This window comes from Spirosoma koreense, assembly GCF_054777875.1.
Map to the genome: position 1 here is coordinate 358,923 of NZ_BAAHAC010000002.1, position 22,612 is coordinate 381,534.

Genomic DNA, 22,612 nt, shown 5'->3' on the forward strand with positions numbered 1-22,612 from the left:
TCTTGAAAACATTGAAGCCGTCTTTTAACTTTACCGATTACCTACGACTCTTAACCGAACGATGAAGTATATCAAGCCAACCAAATTCAGTTACCTACCCAAGTTTCTGATGCCGTTGGATATACTGGGTTTGTTTGAGTGTGACCCATTCGGCAGTTCACTGTTTGTCAGACGATTCCTGATCGGCCTTGTCGGCTGGCTGACGTATGCACGCTACACGGTTGTTAATCGTATTCAGATCGAAGGCACCGAAAATCTGGAAAATCTGCCCATCAATAATGTTCTGTTCCTGTCGAATCATCAGACCTATTTTGCGGATGTGATTGCATTCTTTCACATTTTCTGCGCCGTGAAATGGGGGTTTCAGAACACAATGGTGCCACCTGTTTATTTATTCGGTCCCCGCGCCCGACAGTATTACGTAGCAGCCTCTGAAACAATGAAGAAAGGATTTGTTCCGCGTGTGCTGGCAGCAGCCGGAGCATTGACAATAGAGCGCTCCTGGCGGGCCGATGGGCGTGAAGTTCAGCGAGCGGTCGATACGACGGCTAACGATAAAATTGCCAAAGCACTGGCTCACGGCTGGGTCGTTAGCTTTCCGCAGGGCACCACCACCCCCTACGCGCCGGTTCGGAAGGGCACGGGCCACCTCGTTAAAAACAACGAACCCATCGTCGTACCGGTCGTTATCAACGGATTCCGGCGGGCTTTCGACAAAAAGGGGTTACGATTCAAAAAAAGGAATACGCTGTTGACAGTTCAGTTTAAGGCTCCGCTCCAGTACGGCCCAGACGATACGATCGACGACATCATCGCCAAAGTCCGACATGCCATCGAGCAGGATGCTCCGGAATGGGCACAAGAGCAGAGTTGAGGGCAGTTTCTTTTCGACTCTAAGCAATCGAGCCTGATTAACTAATACGCCGGAGCCGTATCGGGGCAGCCATACATTAGCCAGAATAATTCTGCTTAGTGAACAGGTTGCAGAATGCGCGGTCGACTCCCTCCATGAGTTGTAGTAGAAACCCACCGTTCAGGTATTAAGGTAGTATACAGAAAGCGATTGGGCCATTTGTTAAGACAATTCTATCCATGCAGCTTCAGTAACAGTCTCAAGTAGCAGAAACCTCATCTAACAGGAACCGCAATGGTCTTACCTATCGATTCGGAAACAAGGCTTGGACTTACTCGCTTGGCCACCTGTTTATTGGTTTTTAGCCAATTAGCATCCGGTTGCAATAACTCGTACAGGACCTCATCCGGACAGGATTTTGCGCGCGTAGTACAGGATACCAACCCACCCGTCGATCCCTTGTCGCCCGAAGCCAGCATCAAAAAAATGCAGCTACCGCCGGGTTTCCATGTCGAGCTGGTCGCCAGCGAACCCATGATTCAGGAGCCGGTCGCGTTGGCATGGGACGGCAACGGCCGGCTGTATGTAGCCGAAATGAATACGTACATGAAAGATGCCAACGCCAGCGGAGAGTACGAACCGACTAGCCGTATCAAGCGACTGGAGGACACCGATGGCGACGGGAGAATGGATAAATCGACGATTTTCGTCGATAGCCTGGTGTTGCCCCGCGTCATTCTGCCCGTTGGCGATCAGTTGCTGGTAGGCATCACCAATGTTCAGCATATCTGGAGCTACCGGGATACGAACGGCGATGGGAAAGCGGATGAGAAAAAAATCGTTTTCAAAAACGATGCGCTGGATTCCCGAAACCTGGAACACCAGAACGGTGGCTTATTGTGGAATCTGGATAACTGGATTTACCCTACGCGCGACAACCTCCGGTATAAATACAAAAATGGTAAACTGATTGCCGATACGCTTGTCGATAACATGATTGGACAGTGGGGAATGACGAGTGATAATTACGGTCGTTTATTTTATTCCGAAGCAGGGCCGGGCTTACCAGCCGTGCAGATTCAGCAGAACCCGGCTTATGGCGCATTGAACTTTACGGATCAGTACGCCGAAGAGTTTACCCAACCCTGGCCTATAATCGGCAATGTCGATGCGCAGGGTGGGCGCGAAGCGCTGCGAAAGGAAGACAATACGCTGCATAAGTTCACGTCGGGTTGTGGCCAGTCTATTTTCCGGGGCGACCGGTTGCCCGCCGATATGCAGGGCGATTACTTTATCGCAGAACCCGTGGGGCGTATCATCAAGCGGGGTAAAGTCCTCAACCGTAACGGCAAGGTTTATATTCAGGATGCATATAAACAGAAAGACTGGCTTGCCTCGGCCGACATGAATTTTCGTCCTATCAATACATATACAGGACCCGATGGCTGCTTTTACATCGTCGATATGTACCACGGCATCATTCAGGAAAGCGAATGGACAAAACCCGGCTCGTATTTAGGCACTGTCATTCAGCAGAAAGGATTGTATAAAAATCGGGGAATGGGCCGTATCTACCGCGTGGTTCACGACGGTTTCAAGCGCGATACCCGTCGCCCGAATATGCTCAATGAACCGAGCAGTCAACTGGTCAATTATCTTGATCATCCGAATGGCTGGTGGCGGGATAATGCGCAAATGCTGCTCATCGTCCGAAACGATCAATCCGTTGTTCCGGCCTTAAAGCAAATTGCTCTTGGTGAAAAAGCGTCTCTAACGAAGGCCCCCAGCCCGCTGGCCCGCATCCACGCTTTGTGGACGCTGGAAGGCCTGGAAGCTATCGACAAGCCTACGCTTTTTAAAGCCTTTACTGATACTTCCGCTCAGGTCCGAAAAACCGCCGTCTGGATCAGTGAGGCTTTCCTGAAGAAAAAAGATTTGGCCATGATCGACCAACTGGCAACGCTCAAGGACGATCCAAGTGCGGATGTGCGCATTCAACTGGCTCTTTCTCTTCGAAATCATAAAACACCACGAACAGTAGCACTTGTAAACGACTTACTGGCGGCTAATCCGCAGAATGAGCTCATGCAGTTTTCGTTCGCCACCTTCGCCGAAACGCAGAAAATGCAGCAGGCTGAGCTGGAACGAACCCGCAACCTCAGCCCTGCCGACCGGGAGTTGGTCACCAAGGGAGCCACTATCTTCAAGCAACTCTGCGCAACCTGCCATGGCCCCGATGGAAAAGGAATCACGATGGGCGGTAAGCAAATGCCTGCTCCCCCGCTCGTTGGTTCGCCACGGGTGCGGGGCGACAAAACCCTGATTATTCAGCTGTTGTTAAACGGCACGAAAGGTCCGCTCGACGGTAAAACCTATACAGATCTGATGCCTGCCATGGGTAGCAACGATGATAAATGGATCGCGTCTGTCCTTAGTTATATCCGCAATAGCAGTGAACTGGGCAACAGGGCTTCAGTGGTTACGCCCAACGAAGTGGCCGATGTACGTGCGACTACACCGGTGATTCCGGGTGGTATGACACAACAGGAACTGGAAATTTTCAAATTGGGTCGCGCCGAACGAACAAACTGGAGTAAACCCAATAAGTAAGTACTATGCCTGCCGTTATAAGGATTTTGTTTATTTACCTGCTCCTTTTCGCGACCAAAATCTTCGCTCAGTCGCCCGTTTTCACAAATCCCATCGGTATGGAATTCGTCCTGATTCATCCCGGAAACATGGTCGTCGGTACCTTTCAGCCCCCTTACCCTAAACCGCCCCAGACAACCTCTGCCAACACTGGCGCCGTCTGGGGACCACAGGATTATCAGCTTGCCGAAAATCTGGTTAAACGGGATGCCCAACCCGGTTTTCAGGTCAGGATCAGCCGACCGTATTACCTTGGCAAATATGAGGTCACGCAGGCGCAGTGGAAACGGGTAATGAACGCCAACCCGTCGACTTTTCAGGGCGATAAGGTTAGCGATGACGCTGATCAGCATCCGGTTGAACAGGTTACCTGGCAGGATACGCAAACATTCCTGAAGAAACTCAATGCACTCGATAAGGATCACCGCTATCGATTGCCTACTGAATTCGAGTGGGAATACGCAGCTCGAGCGGGCGCGCAGGGCGACATTTCCTGGAAAGACATTCAGGCATCAGCACAGATGGGCGGCAAAACTACCGGTAAAGTAGGACAGAAAGCCCCGAATGCCTGGGGGCTGTACGACATGCTGGGGAATGTCTGGGAGTGGGTTCAGGATCACTACAACGAAAAAATCTTCGCCGACCCGACTCCCCCCCGTTCAGGAAGTCAGCACGTTCTGAAAGGCGCTTCGTTTATGGGCGACGTCAAGAACGCAACCTACATGACCCACGCGGCCGGGCCGGGAAATGGCTGGGATGTTGGCTTTCGGGTATTTATGGAAGTTAAATAATCACCTCATCAATGAGCGAAATTGTCATGCTGACGAAGGAAGCATCTCAGAATTTTCAGACTACATTGTTCGATTAGCTTAAGGTGCTTCCTTGTCAGCATGACAGGAAAGAATTCATTCAGCTACAGCATCATGACAAGATTGACCTTACTCAGCATTTTGCTTCTTTCACTTCTTGTGAACCCGGCTCCTGCACAGACCCGTCGGATTCCAGTTGGCTTCACCCCTCTGTTTAACGGCAAAAACCTAACGGGATGGCATACCAGCCGAACCTCGCACCAGGGTACGACGGGCAATTTTTACGTGGAAGACGGTGTCATTACCCTCAAGCAGCACCCATATGGTCAGGGTGGCGTTTTGCTGACCAATAAGCAATACGGAAACTTCGAACTGTACCTGGAAGCAAAAATCGACTCGTTCTGCAATGGGGGCATCTTCATTCGTTCTACCGAAAGCGGAGCGGCTTACCAGATCGAGCTGGCCACGCCCGGTGGGCTAGGCGACCTGCTGGGCGAACGCATGAACGTCAGTAAAGGCGCGCATGCCGAACGCATTGCCGGTGTCTGGAAAGCGGGCGACTGGAATTCGTTTCGCATTCGAATGGAAGGCGATATTCCCCGCATTACGTTGTGGGTAAACGGTGAACAGATGTGGGAAGTCACCGAACCTGCCAATGATTTTATTGCCGGTGCCACCACGGGCATGATCGGCTTACAGGCCCATTGGTCGGCTGTCTATTCCGAAGACGCCAAAGCCTTTAACATGGCGGGTTCCTGGAAACCTGGTGCCGCTCACCGCTTCCGGAATATTGCGATTAAAGAGTTGTAGCGCGGCCGACCGTCCACGTTACAGAATCCAGCGGAAAAACAAATAGAGCGTAAAAGCGAGCAATATCGAAACGGGCAGTGTAAGCACCCAGGCCAGGGCAATGTTCCGGATCGTAGAAGCCTGCAGGTTTTTAACCCCCTTGCTGGCCACCATACTTCCGGCAATACCCGACGACAGAACGTGCGTCGTACTCACCGGCAGTTTCAGCCACGACGCCAGGCCGATCATAGTGGCGGCTACCAGCTCGGCCGAAGCTCCCTGTGCGTAGGTCAAATGTTGTTTACCAATTTTCTCGCCCACCGTTACCACGATCCGGCGCCAGCCGATCATAGTACCCAGCCCCAGCGAGAGCGCAATCATCAGAATAACCCAGAAAGGCGCATAGTCCGTAAACCGACGTAAGCCATGCTCCTCGCTAAGGCTACGGTTCAGCACCGACAGTTGGTTTGCGCTCAGGTTAGCGCCTTCGTCAGCCACTATCTTATTCATATTGCTGTTGATCAGCAGTAAGTCGCGCCGAACATCGAGCCGCTTTTCATTTGGGATTTTATTATCTACCAGCGGACCGCTGATCAGGGCTTTCAGTTCGCTCAATTCAGTACGGGTTCTCGTAAGCCGGTCCCGGTTGGCCGACGATAACTGTTGTGGGTTCAGTACGGCAATAGTTTGTTCGATGCCGGCAATATTCGCCTGCATCAGACGCGGGTCGAGGTCGGCTTTTACGGCGAAATGAAAGGGTACGACCCCAATCAGGATCAACATGATGAGGCCAACCCCCTTTTGTCCGTCGTTGCTCCCATGAAAGAAACTAACCAGTGAGCAGGTGGCAATCAGGATGCTCCGAATCCAGGTAGGTGGTTCGCTATTCTTTTTTGGTTCCTTGAAAAGCTGCGCCTTCACATCTTCGGCTACCAGTCGGCGCAGAATAAACATCAGGACGATGGCCAGGCTAAAACCAAGCAAGGGCGACAACAGTAGCGCTTCGCCGGTTTCTATGGCTTTATCCCAGTTAACGGCAGAGCCGGTTTTATTGTCTGGTAGCGTCGAGAAAGCGAGTCCTACACCCAGAATCGACCCGATAAGCGTGTGCGAACTTGAGCTTGGAATCCCAAAATACCAGGTACCCAGGTTCCAGATAATAGCGCTTAGCAGCAATGCCAGCACCATGGCCACACTGTGGTACACATTCTGATCGACCAGCAGTTCGACCGGTAGCAGGTTGACAATCCCCATGGCGACGCCGATACCGCCCAGCAAAACGCCCGTGAAATTGCAGATACCGGACCATACAACGGCGATGGTCGGCTTTAGCGAATTGGTGTATATAACTGTTGCAACAGCGTTGGCGGTGTCGTGAAAACCATTGACAAATTCGAAGGCACAAGCAGCGAAGAGGCTGATGAAGAGGAGGATAAAAACATCCGTTTCTAATCCAAACATAGGTGGGGTAGCTTCTGTAAGATGACGAACAATTGGTCTGTAAGCCAATGATTGCCACAAAAGTACGTCAAACTATACATAGCAGTGTTATCAAATTGTTAAGTAGAGATGTAATCCGTTGCATCTCTACTTTTTGCCTGCCAACTGACCGCAGGCCGCGTCGATGTCTTTTCCTCGGCTTCGGCGAACATTGACCGTCACGCCTTTGCTATCCAGAAAACCAGCAAATTTATCCAGCGTTTGTGGGTCCGTATTTTTGAAATTAGCTTCGGCAATAGGGTTATATTCAATAATGTTCACTTTAGCCGGCACACGCTTGGTAAACTTCCAGAGTTCCAGGGCGTCTTGCGGGGTATCGTTAAAATTATAGAAGAGGATATATTCGAATGTAATTCGGGTACCGGTTTTCCGGTAGAAATAGCCGAGCGCATCGCCCAATGCCTCCAGTGTATTACTCTCGTTGATCGGCATGATCTGATCGCGCTTCTGGTCGTTGGCTGCGTGAAGCGACAGAGCCAGATTGAATTTGACTGCATCGTCGCCCAGTTGCCGAATCATTTTAGCGATGCCCGCCGTCGAAACCGTAATCCGTTTGGGCGACATCCCCAACCCGTCGGGCGAGGTAATCCGATCCACCGATTCCAGTACATTTTTGTAATTCAGCAAAGGTTCGCCCATGCCCATGTAAACAATGTTCGAGAGCGGGACATCGTAGTTTTCTTTTGCCTGACGGTCGATGGCTACCACCTGGTCGTAAATTTCGGCGGCATCGAGGTTTCGTTTTCGGTCCATGTAGCCAGTCGCGCAGAATTTACATGTCAGCGAACAGCCCACCTGACTGGATACGCAGGCGGTCATGCGGTCCATGTCGTCGTTACGCAGAGCGGGAATCAACACGCCTTCGACTAAATTGCCATCGAACAGCCGGAATGAGGATTTGATGGTCCCATCGCTGCTTCGTTGCTGCTGATCGACCGTCAGCGGCCGAATTTCAAAATGGGTGTCGAGCAATTCCCGGGTCGAGCGGGACAGGTTGGTCATCTGATCAAACGACAGGGCCGCTTTTTTCCACAGCCATTCGTGAATCTGCTTTGCCCGAAACCCTTGTTCGCCCTGCTGCGAAAGCCAGTCTTTCAACTGTGGAACGGATACCTTACGGATGTCTTGTTTCATACGGTAGTGCCGACCGTCCTGGTCAGCTATGTCTTCCTCAATTGGCGGCCGGTACTAGTTCAGTTGGCTGGCCGGGACGATCAATAGTACTTTGCCATCTCTTGCCCGCTTCAAGCCCTTTGGGAACCCAGACGGCAGCTTTGTCCATTACGATGGGCGCAATGGGCCGAATGTATGGGTACAGGAAGGCACTTTCTGTCTGGCGAGGAGGCATTTTCACGCCCATATAGCTTAACAACCAAAGGATAACACTAATTCCAAAGATCCAGGTAAAAAGACCAACCATAGCGCCCGCCAGGCTATCGAAGGTACCCAGCAGCGTATATTTCAATGATCGGCGGATGGCCATACCCATCTGGTTGATCATGAATACGGTCGGAAAGAAAATCACCGAAAAACCCAGCCAGGGAAGAATTTTTCGGGCCAGTTCGCGGCTGATGTAGGGGCTCAGCAGATCGATACCGAATGCCAGAAATTTAAACCCGACGATCATAGCTACCACAAAGGCAATCACCGCAACGATCTCGACCAGGAGACCTTTGCGATAGCCGTTGAAAGCACCCCAGGCTAAGGGAATGAGCATGAGTAAGTCGAGTGTGTTCATGGGGTAAGGGCAGAGGGCATGGGGCAGAGGGCATGGGGCAGGATAACCCCGCGCCCGTCCCCCTCTGCCCTGCCCGCTACGCCAATAGCGTTTTTACCATCGCTGAGATGGCTTTCCCGTCGGCCTGGCCGGCCAGTTCTTTCGTAGCCACGCCCATCACTTTGCCCATGTCTGAAGGAGCCGATGCGCCTACGCGGGAAATGATGGCCTGCAATTTTTCCTTCAGTTCGTCGTCCGATAGTTGTTTGGGCAAATACTGCTCGATAACCGCAATCTCGGCTTCTTCAACGGCCAGCAAATCCGCGCGGTTCTGCTGCCGATAGATGTCGGCCGAATCTTTCCGCTGCTTCACGGCTTTGGTCAGAATACGGGTTTCGTCTTCAGGTTTTAACTCGCCGGACTGGCCTTCTTTCGTTTCTTCGAGCAGAATCATCGACTTCACGGCCCGCAGCGCGCGGAGTTTGTCCTGATCTTTGGCCAGCATAGCCTGTTTAATATCGGCGTCAATTTGTTGTTTTAGAGCCATTGCAGTAATGAATAATGTAGAAAGCAGAATTGATAATGCGGGATTGGTTATTGACCGATGAACCATCACCGGTTCGGCAAAGTTAAGAAACCAGTCACTGTTCATTGTACATTACTCATTATTCATTACCCAAATGACTCGCTTATCCGTCAATATCAATAAAATTGCTACCCTTCGAAACGCGCGGGGTGGTAATAACCCGGATCTTGTGAAAGTCGCGCTCGACTGCGAGCGGTTTGGTGCCCAGGGCATTACCGTACACCCGCGTCCTGATGAACGACACATTCGCTACCAGGACGTGCTGGATTTAAAGGAAGTCGTCACAACTGAGTTCAATATTGAGGGTAATCCGGATGAGCGGTTTATCGAACTGGTCAAACGAGTGAAACCTACTCAGGTGACTCTCGTGCCTGATGCACCCGACGCCATTACGTCCAATGCTGGCTGGGACACGGTTCGCCACGCGGATCATCTGCGCCAGTTGGTGGATACGTTCAAAGCCGACGGTATCCGTGTATCGATCTTTGTCGATGCCGACGAACGGATGGTAGAAGGTGCGAAAGCGGTCGGCACCGACCGGATCGAACTTTATACCGAACCCTATGCAGCCCAATATGACAGCAACCGCGAAGCGGCCGTAGCTCCGTTTGTCCGGGCCGCGCAACGGGCCAACGAACTGGGTCTGGGCCTGAATGCCGGTCACGATCTGAGTCTGGAAAACTTACGCTTTTTCGACGAGCAAGTTCCTAATTTACAGGAGGTTTCGATCGGCCACGCGCTCATCTGCGATGCGCTTTATTACGGCCTGGACAATACGATACAGATGTATCTGCGCTGTCTGAACCAGGATTGATCTGATTTTCAGAACTATTTATTGACCATAGATCATAGTCAGTCAGTTTAATCAACTAAATCCTGGTTCAGATAATGGTCCATCCACTTGCTGTCGATACTTTTCTGGAAAAAGCGCATACGCTACCGGTTATCGACGTTCGGTCGCCGGGAGAGTATACGCACGCCCATATCCCCGGAGCGGTCAATATTCCCCTGTTCGACAATGCCGAGCGGGCTCAGGTGGGTACGAAATACAAACAGGCCGGAAAAGATGCCGCCGTCCTGCTGGGTCTTAACCTGGTAGGTCCGAAACTGGCCGATTTCGTTAAGCAGTCGAGAAAACTGAATCCAGACGGGAAGGAAGTGTTGGTCCATTGCTGGCGGGGCGGCATGCGAAGCGGTTCATTTGCCTGGCTGCTCGACACCGCCGGTTTGTCCGCATCGACGCTCGTTGGCGGGTATAAAGCGTACCGAAATACTGTTCTGGCGGCTTTTGCCGAACCCCGGCAACTCCTTGTCCTTGGCGGAAAAACCGGAAGCGGGAAAACCGATATCCTGAAAGAACTGGCTCGTCAGGGCGAACAGGTGATCGACCTCGAAGCCCTGGCGAACCATAAGGGGTCATCCTATGGCGCTATTGGCCAACGCCCGCAACCTACGACGGAGCAGTTTGAAAACCTGCTTTTCGGCCAATGGCGTCAGCTTGATCCTGCACGCCGAATCTGGCTCGAAGACGAAAGTCGTAGTATCGGCTCATGTTTCGTTCCCATGCCGCTCTGGCAGCAGATGCGCACCGCGCCCATTGCGGTGATCGAGCTACCCAAACCGCTGCGTATAAGCCGGCTTGTTGCCGAGTATGCTGGAATCGATCACGCCTTGCTTGTCGAAGCCACTGAGCGTATCCGCAAGCGGCTCGGTGGTAAAGTCACTAAAGACGCCCTTGAGGCACTCGACCGTCAGGACTACGCAACCGTAGTTGATCTCACGTTAGCGTATTACGACAAAGCTTATCTGCACGGACTTTCGCAACGCCCTGAAGAGAACATCCATTCAATTGACGTTCAAGGAGATAGCTCAAGCGAAACAGCGACAAAGCTAATTAGCTGGGCTGATAGTCAGGTTGCCAACTCCGTCTTTCGATAGATAAGTCAATATAAAAATTGACTTTCGAAATAGGAAGCCTACTGATCAATAGGCTTCTACAGGTATTTATTTTTTCGTTGAGGCACTCATGCGCCGGATCACCTCACGCTTCCGAAACCCCAGATGCCAGACGGCGTAGGGCACTTCCTGCTTTCCAAAACAGGCCTCACAAATGGGGTTATCTGCCGGAACGGCTGCATTGTAGACGAACGACGTATCGCTAATTTTCTGAATGTTAGCAATTGAGGTCTGTTTTTGCCTGGCGCTATACAGATAAGCATCCAGAATCTCACGCTCTTTAGCGGGTAAGGATCGGTTCTGTATATCGGCCGCACCCAGCAGGCGAATGTCGAGCTTGTAGCGCTCGGCAATAGCTTTAGTACGGGGCAGGTTTTTCAGTTGACACAGTTTCGCCCGTTCGGCCGGGTCGGTCGTCTTCTGAAGCTGGGCAGCAAGTTCTTTCTGCAGAGTTGCACTGACTTTTGCACCCAGGTTATCGATGGTTTCAATTAAATCGGCATCCTTAATCCGTTTGATTTTCGAATCAGCCATCTCTTCCTTCAACTCATTCGTATAATGCACCCGCTCGGGATTGCAGGCCGCTAAAAAGCTGATTAAGAAGGCGGAAAGAACATAAGAGCGGACCATAAACAGGAACTTAATAGGATTACGTTTCGTCATTTACTAAGAAAACGCGCTGACAAACCGGTTGGTTGCACACAGCATTAATAAAGACCGACTCAGCAGATTTTCGTAAATTTGTTTATTCATCAGTTGTCTATTCCCGCTTGCCCATCTGCGCATCGGCTACCTGCCGCAGCCGGAAGGCAAACTAACAGTATATACCATGCTCGACCAGTTAGAGGCCATTCGCGAACGCTTCAACGAAGTAGCCCAGCAAATTGTGCAGCCCGAGGTCGTTTCCGACCAGAAACGGTTCATGAAGCTGAGCAAAGAATATAAAGATTTAGAAAAGATCGACACCCAGTATCAGGCCTACACGCAACTGATTCAGGAAATTGAGAACGCCAAGCAGATCGTTGCGACCGAGAAGGACGAAGATTTCCGGGAGTTAGCCAAAGCAGAACTGGATGAGCTACTGCCTCGCCGGGAAGCGCAGGAAGAATTGCTTAAGGAAATGCTGATGCCGAAAGATCCCAACGACAGCAAAAACGTCATTCTCGAAATTCGGGGTGGTACCGGGGGCGATGAAGCAGCTATTTTCGCGGGCGACCTGTTCCGGATGTACCAGCGTTTCTGCGAGAAAATGGGCTGGCGCATGTCCCTGGTCGATTACACCGAAGGAACGTCGGGCGGCTACAAAGAGATTGTGACCGAAATTGAAGGCGAAGACGTGTACGGCAAACTGAAGTTCGAGTCGGGTGTACACCGCGTGCAGCGCGTACCGGCCACTGAAACCCAGGGACGCATCCATACCTCGGCCGCCAGCGTGGCGGTACTCCCCGAAGCCGAAGAGGTGGACGTTGAACTAAACATGAACGACATCCGCAAAGACACGTTCTGCTCGTCGGGCGCGGGTGGCCAGTCGGTCAATACCACGTATTCTGCGGTTCGGCTTACCCACCTTCCGACGGGCCTGGTAGTTCAGTGTCAGGACGAACGGTCGCAGTTAAAAAACTTTGACAAAGCCCTCACCGTTCTGCGTTCGCGGCTTTACGAAATCGAGTTGCAGAAGCATAACGATGCCATTGCCTCGCAGCGTAAAACAATGGTGGGCAGTGGCGACCGATCCGACAAAATCCGGACGTACAATTATCCACAAAGCCGCGTAACCGATCACCGGATTGGCCTGACGGTCTATAACCTACCCGCGGTCATGGATGGCGATATCGGCGAGTTTATCGAACAGCTCCGCATTACCGAAAATGCTGAACGACTCAAAGAAGGAGCCACGGCGTAGAAATGAATAATGGATAATGTACAATGAATAATGCCACGACTGATGCAAATTATTCATTGTACATTATCCATTATTCATTTTATTCCACTCCCTTAACCCGCATGGGCAGGGTATAAACCGACTCCGATGCGGTAATGAATAATGTTTTGCGGTCTTTTCCACCAAAGCAGACGTTGCCGACCCAGCGCGACGGCACCGGAATGTTGCCCAGTTTTTTACCGCTCGGATCGTAGACCGTAACGCCTTTTCCCGAGATATAGAGGTTCCCCTGACTGTCCAGGGTCATACCATCGGAGCCCTGCGACAGGAAAAGCTGCCGGTTAGTCAGCGTTCCATCCGGGCTGATCTGGTACTTATACGTTTTATTGTCGCGAATATCAGCAACATATAGAAATTTGCCATCGGGTGTTCCGACAATTCCGTTCGGCTGTTTCAGGTCACCGTCGACCAGAATCGCTTCTTTCTTTCCTTTGGGCAGATAATACACTTTCTGTCCGTCGATGTCCGGCTTTTTACGCTCCCAATAATCACGCTGATAATACGGATCGGTCATATAGATACCTCCTTTCGGATCGATCCATAAATCGTTCGGACCGTTCATGCGCTGCCCTTTAAAGTCGGTCATCAATACCGTCACTTTCTTATCCGGACTAATCGCCCACAACTCATCTTTTTCGTCGGCGCAGGAGATGATATTGCCCTGTTTATCGAAATAGAGTCCGTTAGACCGGCCAGCTTTGTCCATAAAGAGAGACAATTTGCCGTCGGTGTCGTACTTCCAGATTTTATCGTTGGGCTGATCAGTAAAATAGATATCGCCTTTTTTGTTGACGGCTGGTCCTTCCGTAAAGGTAAACTGACTGGAAATCTGTTTGAGCGTAGCGCCGGGCGCCACGACCGTAATGGAATCGAGGCTGCCCGGCGAACTGGTCTGCTGACTAAACACGGGTCCTGCCATTACTACTAGCACGGCAAAAGCACTTATCGGTTTCTTAAATGTACTCATTGGTAATTTCTTAAATGCATCAAAAAAAAGGATGATTATTTTTTACTCGTCGAACTGGATGCTGTTCAGCTTAAGAATTTTATCGTTTGGTTTCGTCTTTTTGACGGCAAAGAAATAAACATCGTGTTTGCCCGAAACGGGTTTGGCTAATGTGCCGGTCAAGGTAGCCAGCTTATCCCAGGAACCGGTTGGCTGATAAGTCGCTGTACTGACAATTGAGCCCGCCTGCGAGTCGATACGTACCTCGATCTCGCCAGTCTGGTCAGCTGAGCCGTATTCGTAGGTAAATTGCCTGATCCCCGTCAAATCAACGTTTTTCAGCAGGATGTATGATTTATGTGCCCCAGGCGACAGGTTATTTCCAAACCGGGCGAAACCCATTTGTGCGTCGGTATAAATAGCCATCACCTTCGCATTGCGCAGGGTAACGGCGTCGGTTCCGGTGAGAGGCCCGACTTGTTTACCGCCTTTATCCGTGTAGGAAGCCAATAAGGTGTATTGGCCGCGCAGGTCACTTTCGGCGTGGTCAATCATCGGCAGACGGCCCTGTGCTGGTAAGGCCACGGGATCGCGTGGCTTATCGGTCAGCGAGAAAATGTAGCGAACCATTTCCTGGGCATCTTGAGCGGCCAGTTGCGGGTGCGCGCTCATGACATGTTCTTTGCCCCAGTTTCCGCCCCCACCATTGATGATTTTCGTGGCCAGTTGCTCTACTGAACCGGTCTGGCTTTTGTACTTCTGCGCAACGGCCAAAAACGATGGGCCAACCGAAACTTTATCGATCGTGTGACAGGCTTTGCAATCGCTGCCTGCAACCAGAGTTTTCCCGAGCGAATTGGTTTCGATCTTAGCCAGTGCGGGTGTTTTCGCGTTGGGAGCCGTGTTTTCGATCATGTTCGGCTGCGGATTGTAGGCATACATTACCTTAAGCTGCTTCGGGTCGACGTTCGCATCTTCTTTGTCGTTGACCTTTACCGTATACGTAAAGGGTTTATTTGCCCAGTAAAACGACTTATTGCCAGCGCTGGTAATGGCGACGTTCGGTTTTGTATTGCCGACTTTCACCAGAAGCGTATCCCGACTAACGGCTCCTGCCCGATCCGTCACGCTCAGGATAGCTTTATATACGCCCGGTTTTGTATAGGTGTAGGTAGCGTTGGGCGTCGTAGCGCCAGCTGTTTTGCCATCAAAAAACCATTGGTAGGTTATTTGGTCATCGTCGTCGAGATCTTTTGTCCCCTGACTACTGAACATAACCCGTAGGGGAGCCTGCCCATCAGCCTCACGAAGAATAGGCAATTTCCGGCGTTCCGAGGTCAGAAACACGGTTTTGTCTACATAAGCCTGAGCTGCCGAATCGACCACGCTGGCCTGAACGAGAGGTGCCCGGTTGCCCGTATTATATTCGATTTTGACGAGTCGGGCATCTTCATTATCCGCCCCATATACAGAACCGTATTCAAGCATGTACATAACGCCATCCGGTCCGAATGTCAGGTCGATGGGCCGCCGGAAGTCGCCGTTACCCGCCATAAACGGCTCGTTGCGAACATAGTTTTCTTTTTCGTCGAATCGCAGGGCGATCACCCAATTGCGCATCCAGTCGAAAACGAACAACGCGCCGTCGTAATAATCCGGAAATTTATTGGGCGAGGTAGCGCTCTTGTTAAAGGTATAAAATTCGCCCGCCATTGCGCTACGGCCGCCCAGGCCCAATTCCGGAAACTCGTCCGATGCCGCATACGGATACCAGATCATGGCTGGAGTTGCCGGAGGAAGCTGGTTGAGCCCGGTATTATTCGGTGAATTATTGATCGGTGCAGCCACTTCGAATTTAGGGCCAGCGGTCTTGGTCGCGAAATCCCATTTCGGATAGGCATAGTTGTTGCCCACAAAATACGGCCAGCCAAAATTGCCCGCTTTACGAGCCTGGTTGAATTCGTCGTAACCGCGTGGCCCCTGAATCCCCTCTTTGCCAGCATCCGGCCCAATTTCGCCCCAGTAGACCACCGACGTTTTCGGATTCACGGCAATGCGGTACGGATTCCGGCAACCCATCACATAAATCTCAGGGCGCGTCTTGGCGCGGTCCGACGGGTCGGTTCCCTTTGGGAAAAGATTGCCATCCGGAATGGTGTAGGTGCCATTGGGTTCCGGATGAATGCGTAGTATTTTCCCTTTCAAATCATCGGTGTTGGCTGCCGACCGTTGAGCATCGAGGCTATAATATTCCTTGCCGGGCCGCTCGTCGATAGGCGCGTAGCCATCCGACGGAAAGGGGCTGGACCCGTCGCCCGTCGATAAATACAGGTTCCCCGCCTTATCCCAGGCCAGCGACCCACCATGGTGAGAGCCGCTGTTTTTCTGAACCGGCACTTTCAGCAAAATCTTTTCCGATGATACATCCAGCACGTTAGCCGGGCTCAGCTTGAAGCGGGATAATTGAAAACCCAGCGTTTCTTCCGTCAAGCCACCGGGCGCATAATACAGGTATACGTACTGGTTCTTTGCAAAATTCGGGTCGAGCGTCACCCCGATCAGGCCCGTTCCGCCCATGTTCGTAATCGGAAATTTGTGCACGAGCGCGTATTTGCTCGTACGAGTATCGTACACGGATAAATTACCTGACATTTCCGTAAAGAAGATCCGCCCGTCGGCAGCAGCAGCGACCTCCATCGGCGCGTTCAGGTCATTGACCAGTACTGTTTTTACGAAGCGGTTCTGCTCCGGCGTTACTTTCGAATACGCTTTTCGGTAATCCAGTGGCTTATTTTCGCCAATGACGTACTTGATTCCGCCTAAGATATGGGCCACGAACAGCGGTTCACTAAAACTTTCGTCGGTATGTCCGCCACCGGTATAAAAAGCCCGACCACCGTCGAATTCGTGATACCAGCTAATGTGGTGATTTGCGCCGTTGGTCCCTCCGTCGTAAGAGCTTTCGTCCAGGTCGGCCAGGACTTTGATGCCTGAATAAAAGGACCGGTAGTTATACCACTCGTCGGTTCGGTCCCAGCGGTCGGGCAGCATACTGGTAGACAGGTGGGTTTTATCACTCACCTCGACGGTCGCTTTGCGCACGTTTGGGTTGTGCGGATGACTGGAAAAATGGGCTCCCATCAGCTTGGCGTACCACGGCCAGTCATATTCCGTATCGGCAGCAGCGTGAATACCCATATACCCACCGCCTGCCTGAATATACCGCTCGAAAGCGGCCTGTTGCTCGCCATTGAGTACGTTACCGGTTGTGCTGTTGAAGACAACGGCTGCGTACTGTTTCAGGTTATCGTCGGTAAACAGGGCTGCGTTTTTCGTGGTATCGACCAGAAAACCGTTTTCGTTGCCCAGCTTCTGAATAGCCGCAATGCCGAACGGAATAGAGGTATGTTTCCAACCTTTTGTCTTCGAGAAGATCAGCACGCGGGGCGGATCGGCCGGCTTCCGGACCGTCATCTCCGAATAAAGCAGCACCGTAGCGCCGAGCAGGATCAGGCAACAAAGTTTACGAGTAAAAGACATGATTCAGGGTCAGGGCCGAATAAATACGCTTACTACAGAAAGCCTGTTTAGCCTATCTTTTACCGGTTTATTCCTATCGTATAATTTACTTTATTAACCAGACGCCCGTTTTTAAATCCGGCACCTAAGCTGCTTGTTTATAAACGAAAAAGCCCGACCATTTCTGGCCGGGCTTTTTCTGATACAGGAGCTTATCCCTGAACGTTTTCTGAGCTTAGTTTAGCACCGAGGTATTCCCGATTCAGCCGTGCAATGTGATCCAGCGAAATCGATTTCGGGCACTCGACCGAACAAGCGCCGGTAAACGAACAGGCTCCAAAACCTTCAGAATCCATCTGGGCTACCATGCGCTCAGCCCGCTCTTTATGCTCCGACTTACCCTGCGGTAAAATAGCCAGTTGCGATACTTTGGCCGATACGAATAGCATAGCCGATGCATTTTTGCAGGCCGCTACACAGGCACCACAGGCGATGCAGGCAGCCGCATCCATAGCCTCGTCGGCCACACTGCGGGGAATCAGAATTTCGTTAGCGTCGGGTGCCGAACCGGTGTTGACCGATATATAACCGCCAGCCTGAATAATCCGATCGAAAGCGGCCCGATCGACCATGAGGTCTTTGATTATCGGGAAAGCGCGGGCCCGCCAGGGTTCAACCACAATCGTGTCGCCATCGTTGAACGAACGCATGTGCAGCTGACAGGTCGTGGCACCGGTTTGTGGACCATGCGGCCGGCCATTGATATACATTGAACAGGTACCACAAATTCCTTCGCGGCAGTCGTGGTCGAACGCTACGGGCTCCTCCCCTTTTCGGGTCAGCGAATCGTTCAGCACATCGAACATCTCCAGAAACGACATATCTTCCGATACATTATCCAGCTGATATTCGACCAGTTTTCCTTCTGTATTGCTATTTTTCTGTCTCCAGACTTTCAGTGTAATCTTCATAATTGTAGTCGCGAGTCGATTGTCGTGAGCCGATCGGGCCGTTTTTCGACCACGGCCGACTCATGACGTTGACTACTGTTATTTATAGCTCCGCTGTGTCAGTTTCACATTTTCGAACTCCAATGGTTCTTTATTCAGAATTTCCGGCTGGTTTTCGCCCTGATATTCCCAGGCGGCTACGTAGGTGAAGTTAGCATCGTCGCGCAGGGCTTCGCCGTCGGGCGTCTGGTATTCCTCGCGGAAGTGACCACCGCAGGATTCATTCCGGTGCAGGGCATCGTCGACCATCAGTTCGCCGAGTTCCATGAAGTCGGCAATACGCCAGGCTTGTTCCAGAGCCTGGTTGGTTTCTTCGGCTCCGCCCAGTACTCTGGCGTTCGTCCAGAACTCTTTGCGCAGATCCTGAATCTTTTTCTTGGCGATCTGTAGTCCTTCCGCCGTACGCGACATACCGCAGTACTCCCACATGATATGCCCCAGTTCCTTATGAAGCTCATCGACGGGCCGCTCACCCTTGATCGATAAAAACCGCTGGATCTGCGCCTGAACCTTTTGCTCCGCTTCTTTGAAAGCCGGCGCGTCGACCGGTATCTTGTCGGCCGGACCGATGGTTGCCAGGTAATCGCCAACGGTGTATGGAATGACAAAGTAACCATCCGCCAGCCCCTGCATCAGTGCCGAAGCGCCCAGGCGGTTGGCGCCGTGATCGGAGAAGTTAGCTTCGCCCAACGCATACAAACCCGGAACGGTGGTCATTAGGTTGTAATCGACCCACAAGCCGCCCATGGTATAGTGCACGGCAGGATAAATCATCATCGGGGTTTCATACGGGTTTTCGCCGGTGATCTGCTGATACATCTCGAACAGGTTACCGTACTTTGCTTCGATGGTTTTCAGTCCATCACGCTTGATGGCATCGGCGAAGTCCAGGTAAACCGCCAGACCGGTTTTAGCAACACCCCGGCCTTCATCGCACATGTTTTTGGCGTTCCGCGACGCGACGTCACGTGGCACCAGGTTACCGAACGATGGATACCGCCGTTCGAGGAAATAATCCCGCCGATCTTCCGGCAAATCGCTGGGTTTCAGCTGGCCTTTCCGAATTTTTTCGGCATCTTCCTTAGTCTTGGGCACCCATACCCGGCCATCGTTCCGCAACGACTCCGACATTAGAGTCAGCTTCGACTGGTAATGACCCGACACAGGAATACAAGTTGGGTGAATCTGCGTATAGCATGGATTTCCGAAAAGAGCCCCTTTTTTGTGCGCACGCCAGGCAGCTGTAACATTACAGCCCATAGCATTGGTCGATAAGTAGAATACGTTGCCGTACCCTCCGGAACAAAGCAGAACAGCGTGCCCCGAGTGCGATTCGATTTTACCCGTTACCAGGTTACGCACTACGATGCCTCTCGCTTTACCGCCTTCGACAACGAGGTCGAGCATTTCGGTACGGGTATACAGCTTGACCTTACCGTTGGCCACCTGACGGCTCAGCGCCGAATAAGCACCCAACAGCAGTTGCTGACCCGTTTGGCCGCGTGCGTAGAACGTACGCGATACCTGTGCGCCCCCGAAGGAACGGTTAGCGAGCGTACCGCCGTATTCCCGCGCAAACGGAACCCCCTGCGCCACGCACTGGTCGATGATGTTCACACTCACTTCGGCCAGCCGGTAAACGTTGCCTTCGCGAGCGCGGTAATCGCCCCCCTTAATGGTGTCATAGAACAAACGGAAAACACTATCGCCGTCATTCTGATAATTCTTCGCGGCATTGATCCCCCCCTGCGCAGCGATGGAGTGCGCCCGGCGGGGGCTATCCTGATAACAGAAGGCTTTGACGTTGTAGCCCAGCTCGGCCAGCGAGGCTGCCGCTGATGCGCCAGCCAGGCCCGTGCCCACTACAATAATATCGTATTTGCGCTTGTTAGCTGGGTTGACCAGTTTCAACCCAAACTTATGCCGTGACCATTTTTCGGCTAGCGGCCCTTCGGGGATTTTAGATTCCAGTTTCATTCGTCCAGTGTTGACTAATCGAATGCGTGAATGCTCGAATTAACGGTGACGACTTCCCTGTCACGTCAATAATCCGACTCATTGACCCATTCATTAAATTATATGATGAACCTGTAAATACACGTAAATCGGCATAACAGCAAAAGCCAGCGGAATGATAACGGCAAAGAAATACTTACCCAGCGCTTCGATAACCGGTGTATATTTTCTATGCCGGATGCCCAGCGTCTGGAAACCGCTCTGAAAGCCATGCCATAAGTGATAGCCTACCGCCACCATGCAGATAACATACAACGTAACGTACCACAATTCGCCAAAAGCTGCCTTTACTACCGCATACAAGTCCTTGTACTCTTTGCCATCGTATTCGGCCATGGGGACCGAACCGAAGTGCATTTCGAACCAGAACGTACGCATGTGGATAACAATAAATACCAGCAGAACGGTCCCCAGAATACCCATATTTCGCGAAGACCACGAACTGTTGGCTTCGGGTTTGTTGTAGGCATACTTAACCGGGCGGGAAGCCTGGTTATGACGGGTTAGTACGATGGCCATCAGCGCATGCACCAGGATGGACGTGTAGAGCAGGTAGGAGACAGTCATGATGAGCGGATTGTGGGTCATAAAGTACGTATACTCGTTGAAAGCCCGTCCGCCATCGCCTTTGAAAAGCTGGAGATTTCCAGCCGCGTGAACAATTAGAAATGAACATAAAAACAGTCCCGTCAGTGACATAATAACCTTGCGACCAAGGGAGCTGGATAGTGTTTGTGTTACCCAAGCCATAGGATGAACGACACGAATTTTAGAAGTAAACTATTGAAAAAAAGCCGGTTTGAATGGCGCATCAAAGCTAAAGCACAAACCCGATGGAAACAAGATTAAGCGCCTTTATCCGCAGTTTTATAACTTATTTACAGTCGGTATAAATTAGTTGTCCAGCCGGTTTGCTAACCAGGCGTTTAAGCCAATAGTTTATGATTTACTGGCTCTTCCGACGAAAAATCGACGAGTATCGGCTAACGGATGTAAGCTTTAGCCAACTACCGACGCTAAGCCCTTTCTTGCCGGTGTCTTCAATTCTGTTTTGTTCAACCGTAATTATCCCGCTATTTTGCACTCATTCGCCGTTTTTATTCACCAATAGGCACTTCGCATGAAAGCATACGTTTTTCCGGGGCAAGGCTCGCAATTTCGGGGTATGGGACAAGATCTCTACCAAAATTCCGACGCGGCCCGCCACTTGTTCGATCAGGCTAATGAGGTATTGGGCTATAGCCTGACCACCGTTATGTTCGAAGGCTCCGACGACGATCTGAAACAAACCATCTATACCCAGCCTGCTGTCTTTCTACACGGTGTTGTGCTGGCTTTGACCACCGATTCGTTTGCTCCCGACATGGTAGCCGGGCATTCGCTCGGTGAGCTGGCTGCCCTGACCGCAGCGGGAGTGCTTTCGTTTGCCGATGGCTTACGGTTAGCCTCGGTCAGAGCGACGGCCATGCAGCGAGCCTGCGAACTGGTTCCTTCGACGATGGCCGCCGTCCTGGGTCTGGCCGACGAGGTCATCGAAAACGTTTGCGCACAGATTACCGAGGAAGTTGTGGTACCAGCAAACTACAACTGCCCTGGTCAGGTGGTTATTTCGGGAAGCGTGGCGGGTATTCAACTGGCTGAAGAACGGTTGAAAGCCGCAGGCGCTAAGCGCGTGGTGCCCCTGGCCGTGAGCGGAGCGTTTCATTCGACATTTATGGAGCCTGCCCAGACTGAATTTGCCGAAGCCGTCGAACGAATGCCCTTCAACGCACCCCGGTGCCCGGTATATCAGAACGTCGATGCCCAGGCCAATACCGACCCAGACCGAATCAAAGCAAATCTGATTGCCCAGTTGACCTCGCCTGTTCGCTGGACTCAGTCGGTCGAGCGGATGGTGGCCGACGGTGCTACGGAGTTTCTGGAATGCGGACCCGGTAAAGTGCTGCAGGGATTGATTAAAAAGATCAGTTCTGCCACGCCAGCCACCAGCCTGTAGCCAAGATACCTCTGAAAATCAGCACATAGGCAATTCTGGAAGCGAAAAAGCCATTTTTTTCGGGTCAGTATTTGCTTTTAACCCACACTGACCGCTATCTTTGCACTCGCAAATGCAAAACAGCCCGATAGTATAAGGGTAGTACGACAGATTTTGGTTCTGTTTGTGGAGGTTCGAATCCTTCTCGGGCTACTCAGAAAAGCCGCTTAACTTCCGTTGAGCGGCTTTTCTGTTTTTGTCCAACGGTACAAGCTTAGCCGTGATCGGGTGGGTTTGTAAAACGCCAAACGCCCGGCAATTGCCGGGCGTTTGGCGTTTCATTCA

18 protein-coding genes and 1 tRNA gene are annotated in these 22,612 nt (G+C 51.7%); 9 read left to right on the forward strand and 10 right to left on the reverse strand.

Going from position 1 to position 22,612, the window contains the following annotated elements; all coding sequences use genetic code 11:
• The first annotated feature begins 61 nt into the window (after positions 1-61).
• The 4 genes from ACYVC2_RS02155 to ACYVC2_RS02170 all read left to right on the forward strand — a co-directional run bounded on the left by ACYVC2_RS02155 (position 62) and on the right by ACYVC2_RS02170 (position 5,121).
• Positions 62-874, forward strand: coding sequence for a lysophospholipid acyltransferase family protein (locus ACYVC2_RS02155; protein WP_461100633.1), 813 nt, complete (start codon positions 62-64; stop codon positions 872-874).
• Positions 875-1,147: 273 nt separating this feature from the next.
• Complete coding sequence (locus ACYVC2_RS02160) at positions 1,148-3,463, forward strand: DUF7133 domain-containing protein (RefSeq protein ID WP_461100634.1); 2,316 nt, start codon at positions 1,148-1,150, stop codon at positions 3,461-3,463.
• 5 nt (positions 3,464-3,468) lie between these two features.
• Complete coding sequence (locus ACYVC2_RS02165) at positions 3,469-4,293, forward strand: formylglycine-generating enzyme family protein (protein WP_461100635.1); 825 nt, start codon at positions 3,469-3,471, stop codon at positions 4,291-4,293.
• A 132-nt stretch (positions 4,294-4,425) separates the two neighbouring features.
• Positions 4,426-5,121, forward strand: a complete 696-nt coding sequence (locus ACYVC2_RS02170) for a 3-keto-disaccharide hydrolase (RefSeq protein WP_461100636.1) — start codon at positions 4,426-4,428, stop codon at positions 5,119-5,121.
• Between the two features lie 18 nt (positions 5,122-5,139).
• Here the strand turns inward: ACYVC2_RS02170 and ACYVC2_RS02175 are convergent, their stop codons facing one another.
• The 4 genes from ACYVC2_RS02175 to ACYVC2_RS02190 all read right to left on the reverse strand — a co-directional run bounded on the left by ACYVC2_RS02175 (position 5,140) and on the right by ACYVC2_RS02190 (position 8,864).
• A complete protein-coding gene (locus ACYVC2_RS02175) occupies positions 5,140-6,561 on the reverse strand; it encodes an inorganic phosphate transporter (RefSeq protein ID WP_461100637.1) in 1,422 nt (473 codons plus the stop codon).
• Positions 6,562-6,687: 126 nt separating this feature from the next.
• Positions 6,688-7,734, reverse strand: a complete 1,047-nt coding sequence (rlmN, locus tag ACYVC2_RS02180) for a dual-specificity RNA methyltransferase RlmN (protein WP_461100638.1) — start codon at positions 7,732-7,734, stop codon at positions 6,688-6,690.
• A 37-nt stretch (positions 7,735-7,771) separates the two neighbouring features.
• Positions 7,772-8,338, reverse strand: a complete 567-nt coding sequence (locus ACYVC2_RS02185) for a CvpA family protein (RefSeq protein WP_461100639.1) — start codon at positions 8,336-8,338, stop codon at positions 7,772-7,774.
• Between the two features lie 76 nt (positions 8,339-8,414).
• Positions 8,415-8,864 (reverse strand): GatB/YqeY domain-containing protein, encoded by a 450-nt coding sequence (locus ACYVC2_RS02190; protein WP_461100640.1) that lies wholly within the window; start codon positions 8,862-8,864, stop codon positions 8,415-8,417.
• A 133-nt stretch (positions 8,865-8,997) separates the two neighbouring features.
• Here ACYVC2_RS02190 and ACYVC2_RS02195 point away from each other — a divergent pair, with 133 nt between their 5' ends.
• Positions 8,998-9,717 carry a pyridoxine 5'-phosphate synthase gene (locus ACYVC2_RS02195; protein WP_461100641.1) on the forward strand — a complete coding sequence of 240 codons (720 nt, stop codon included), beginning with the start codon at positions 8,998-9,000 and terminating at the stop codon, positions 9,715-9,717.
• A gap of 74 nt (positions 9,718-9,791) precedes the next feature.
• A complete protein-coding gene (gene mnmH / locus ACYVC2_RS02200) occupies positions 9,792-10,841 on the forward strand; it encodes a tRNA 2-selenouridine(34) synthase MnmH (RefSeq protein ID WP_461100642.1) in 1,050 nt (349 codons plus the stop codon).
• A gap of 66 nt (positions 10,842-10,907) precedes the next feature.
• Here mnmH and ACYVC2_RS02205 read toward each other — a convergent pair whose 3' ends face one another.
• The gene (locus ACYVC2_RS02205; protein WP_461100643.1) at positions 10,908-11,489 is read right to left on the reverse strand and encodes a hypothetical protein; all 582 of its coding nucleotides are present in this window, start codon (positions 11,487-11,489) and stop codon (positions 10,908-10,910) included.
• Positions 11,490-11,688: 199 nt separating this feature from the next.
• On the opposite strand from ACYVC2_RS02205, the gene prfA reads away from it, so the two are divergent.
• Positions 11,689-12,762, forward strand: a complete 1,074-nt coding sequence (prfA, locus tag ACYVC2_RS02210) for a peptide chain release factor 1 (protein ID WP_461100644.1) — start codon at positions 11,689-11,691, stop codon at positions 12,760-12,762.
• A gap of 79 nt (positions 12,763-12,841) precedes the next feature.
• On the opposite strand, the gene ACYVC2_RS02215 is transcribed toward prfA, so the two are convergent.
• From ACYVC2_RS02215 to ACYVC2_RS02235, 5 genes are all read right to left on the reverse strand, one after another.
• Positions 12,842-13,720: an SMP-30/gluconolactonase/LRE family protein gene (locus ACYVC2_RS02215; protein ID WP_461100884.1), complete on the reverse strand. Its 879-nt coding sequence runs from the start codon at positions 13,718-13,720 to the stop codon at positions 12,842-12,844.
• A gap of 90 nt (positions 13,721-13,810) precedes the next feature.
• On the reverse strand, positions 13,811-17,287 hold the full coding sequence (locus ACYVC2_RS02220) for a ThuA domain-containing protein (RefSeq protein ID WP_461100645.1): 3,477 nt from the start codon (positions 17,285-17,287) through the stop codon (positions 13,811-13,813).
• Positions 17,288-17,478: 191 nt separating this feature from the next.
• Positions 17,479-18,237, reverse strand: coding sequence for a succinate dehydrogenase/fumarate reductase iron-sulfur subunit (locus ACYVC2_RS02225; protein WP_461100646.1), 759 nt, complete (start codon positions 18,235-18,237; stop codon positions 17,479-17,481).
• A gap of 78 nt (positions 18,238-18,315) precedes the next feature.
• Positions 18,316-20,253 (reverse strand): fumarate reductase/succinate dehydrogenase flavoprotein subunit, encoded by a 1,938-nt coding sequence (locus ACYVC2_RS02230; RefSeq protein ID WP_461100647.1) that lies wholly within the window; start codon positions 20,251-20,253, stop codon positions 18,316-18,318.
• A 93-nt stretch (positions 20,254-20,346) separates the two neighbouring features.
• On the reverse strand, positions 20,347-21,042 hold the full coding sequence (locus ACYVC2_RS02235) for a succinate dehydrogenase cytochrome b subunit (RefSeq protein ID WP_461100648.1): 696 nt from the start codon (positions 21,040-21,042) through the stop codon (positions 20,347-20,349).
• A gap of 370 nt (positions 21,043-21,412) precedes the next feature.
• On the opposite strand from ACYVC2_RS02235, the gene fabD reads away from it, so the two are divergent.
• Together fabD and ACYVC2_RS02245 are read left to right on the forward strand one after the other, a co-directional pair.
• Positions 21,413-22,288, forward strand: a complete 876-nt coding sequence (gene fabD / locus ACYVC2_RS02240) for an ACP S-malonyltransferase (protein ID WP_461100649.1) — start codon at positions 21,413-21,415, stop codon at positions 22,286-22,288.
• Between the two features lie 121 nt (positions 22,289-22,409).
• Positions 22,410-22,480, forward strand: a tRNA-Gln gene (locus ACYVC2_RS02245).
• The last annotated feature ends 132 nt before the right edge of the window (positions 22,481-22,612 follow it).

What these genes read in the sequence shown, in the direction of transcription:
- ACYVC2_RS02155 (WP_461100633.1), top strand. Translation starts at nt 62, where the DNA reads ATGAAGTATATCAAGCCAACCAAATTCAGTTACCTACCCAAGTTTCTG.
- ACYVC2_RS02160 (WP_461100634.1), top strand. Translation starts at nt 1,148, where the DNA reads ATGGTCTTACCTATCGATTCGGAAACAAGGCTTGGACTTACTCGCTTG.
- ACYVC2_RS02165 (WP_461100635.1), top strand. Translation starts at nt 3,469, where the DNA reads ATGCCTGCCGTTATAAGGATTTTGTTTATTTACCTGCTCCTTTTCGCG.
- ACYVC2_RS02170 (WP_461100636.1), top strand. Translation starts at nt 4,426, where the DNA reads ATGACAAGATTGACCTTACTCAGCATTTTGCTTCTTTCACTTCTTGTG.
- ACYVC2_RS02175 (WP_461100637.1), bottom strand. Translation starts at nt 6,561, where the DNA reads ATGTTTGGATTAGAAACGGATGTTTTTATCCTCCTCTTCATCAGCCTC.
- rlmN (WP_461100638.1), bottom strand. Translation starts at nt 7,734, where the DNA reads ATGAAACAAGACATCCGTAAGGTATCCGTTCCACAGTTGAAAGACTGG.
- ACYVC2_RS02185 (WP_461100639.1), bottom strand. Translation starts at nt 8,338, where the DNA reads ATGAACACACTCGACTTACTCATGCTCATTCCCTTAGCCTGGGGTGCT.
- ACYVC2_RS02190 (WP_461100640.1), bottom strand. Translation starts at nt 8,864, where the DNA reads ATGGCTCTAAAACAACAAATTGACGCCGATATTAAACAGGCTATGCTG.
- ACYVC2_RS02195 (WP_461100641.1), top strand. Translation starts at nt 8,998, where the DNA reads ATGACTCGCTTATCCGTCAATATCAATAAAATTGCTACCCTTCGAAAC.
- mnmH (WP_461100642.1), top strand. Translation starts at nt 9,792, where the DNA reads ATGGTCCATCCACTTGCTGTCGATACTTTTCTGGAAAAAGCGCATACG.
- ACYVC2_RS02205 (WP_461100643.1), bottom strand. Translation starts at nt 11,489, where the DNA reads ATGGTCCGCTCTTATGTTCTTTCCGCCTTCTTAATCAGCTTTTTAGCG.
- prfA (WP_461100644.1), top strand. Translation starts at nt 11,689, where the DNA reads ATGCTCGACCAGTTAGAGGCCATTCGCGAACGCTTCAACGAAGTAGCC.
- ACYVC2_RS02215 (WP_461100884.1), bottom strand. Translation starts at nt 13,720, where the DNA reads ATGGCAGGACCCGTGTTTAGTCAGCAGACCAGTTCGCCGGGCAGCCTC.
- ACYVC2_RS02220 (WP_461100645.1), bottom strand. Translation starts at nt 17,287, where the DNA reads ATGTCTTTTACTCGTAAACTTTGTTGCCTGATCCTGCTCGGCGCTACG.
- ACYVC2_RS02225 (WP_461100646.1), bottom strand. Translation starts at nt 18,237, where the DNA reads ATGAAGATTACACTGAAAGTCTGGAGACAGAAAAATAGCAATACAGAA.
- ACYVC2_RS02230 (WP_461100647.1), bottom strand. Translation starts at nt 20,253, where the DNA reads ATGAAACTGGAATCTAAAATCCCCGAAGGGCCGCTAGCCGAAAAATGG.
- ACYVC2_RS02235 (WP_461100648.1), bottom strand. Translation starts at nt 21,042, where the DNA reads ATGGCTTGGGTAACACAAACACTATCCAGCTCCCTTGGTCGCAAGGTT.
- fabD (WP_461100649.1), top strand. Translation starts at nt 21,413, where the DNA reads ATGAAAGCATACGTTTTTCCGGGGCAAGGCTCGCAATTTCGGGGTATG.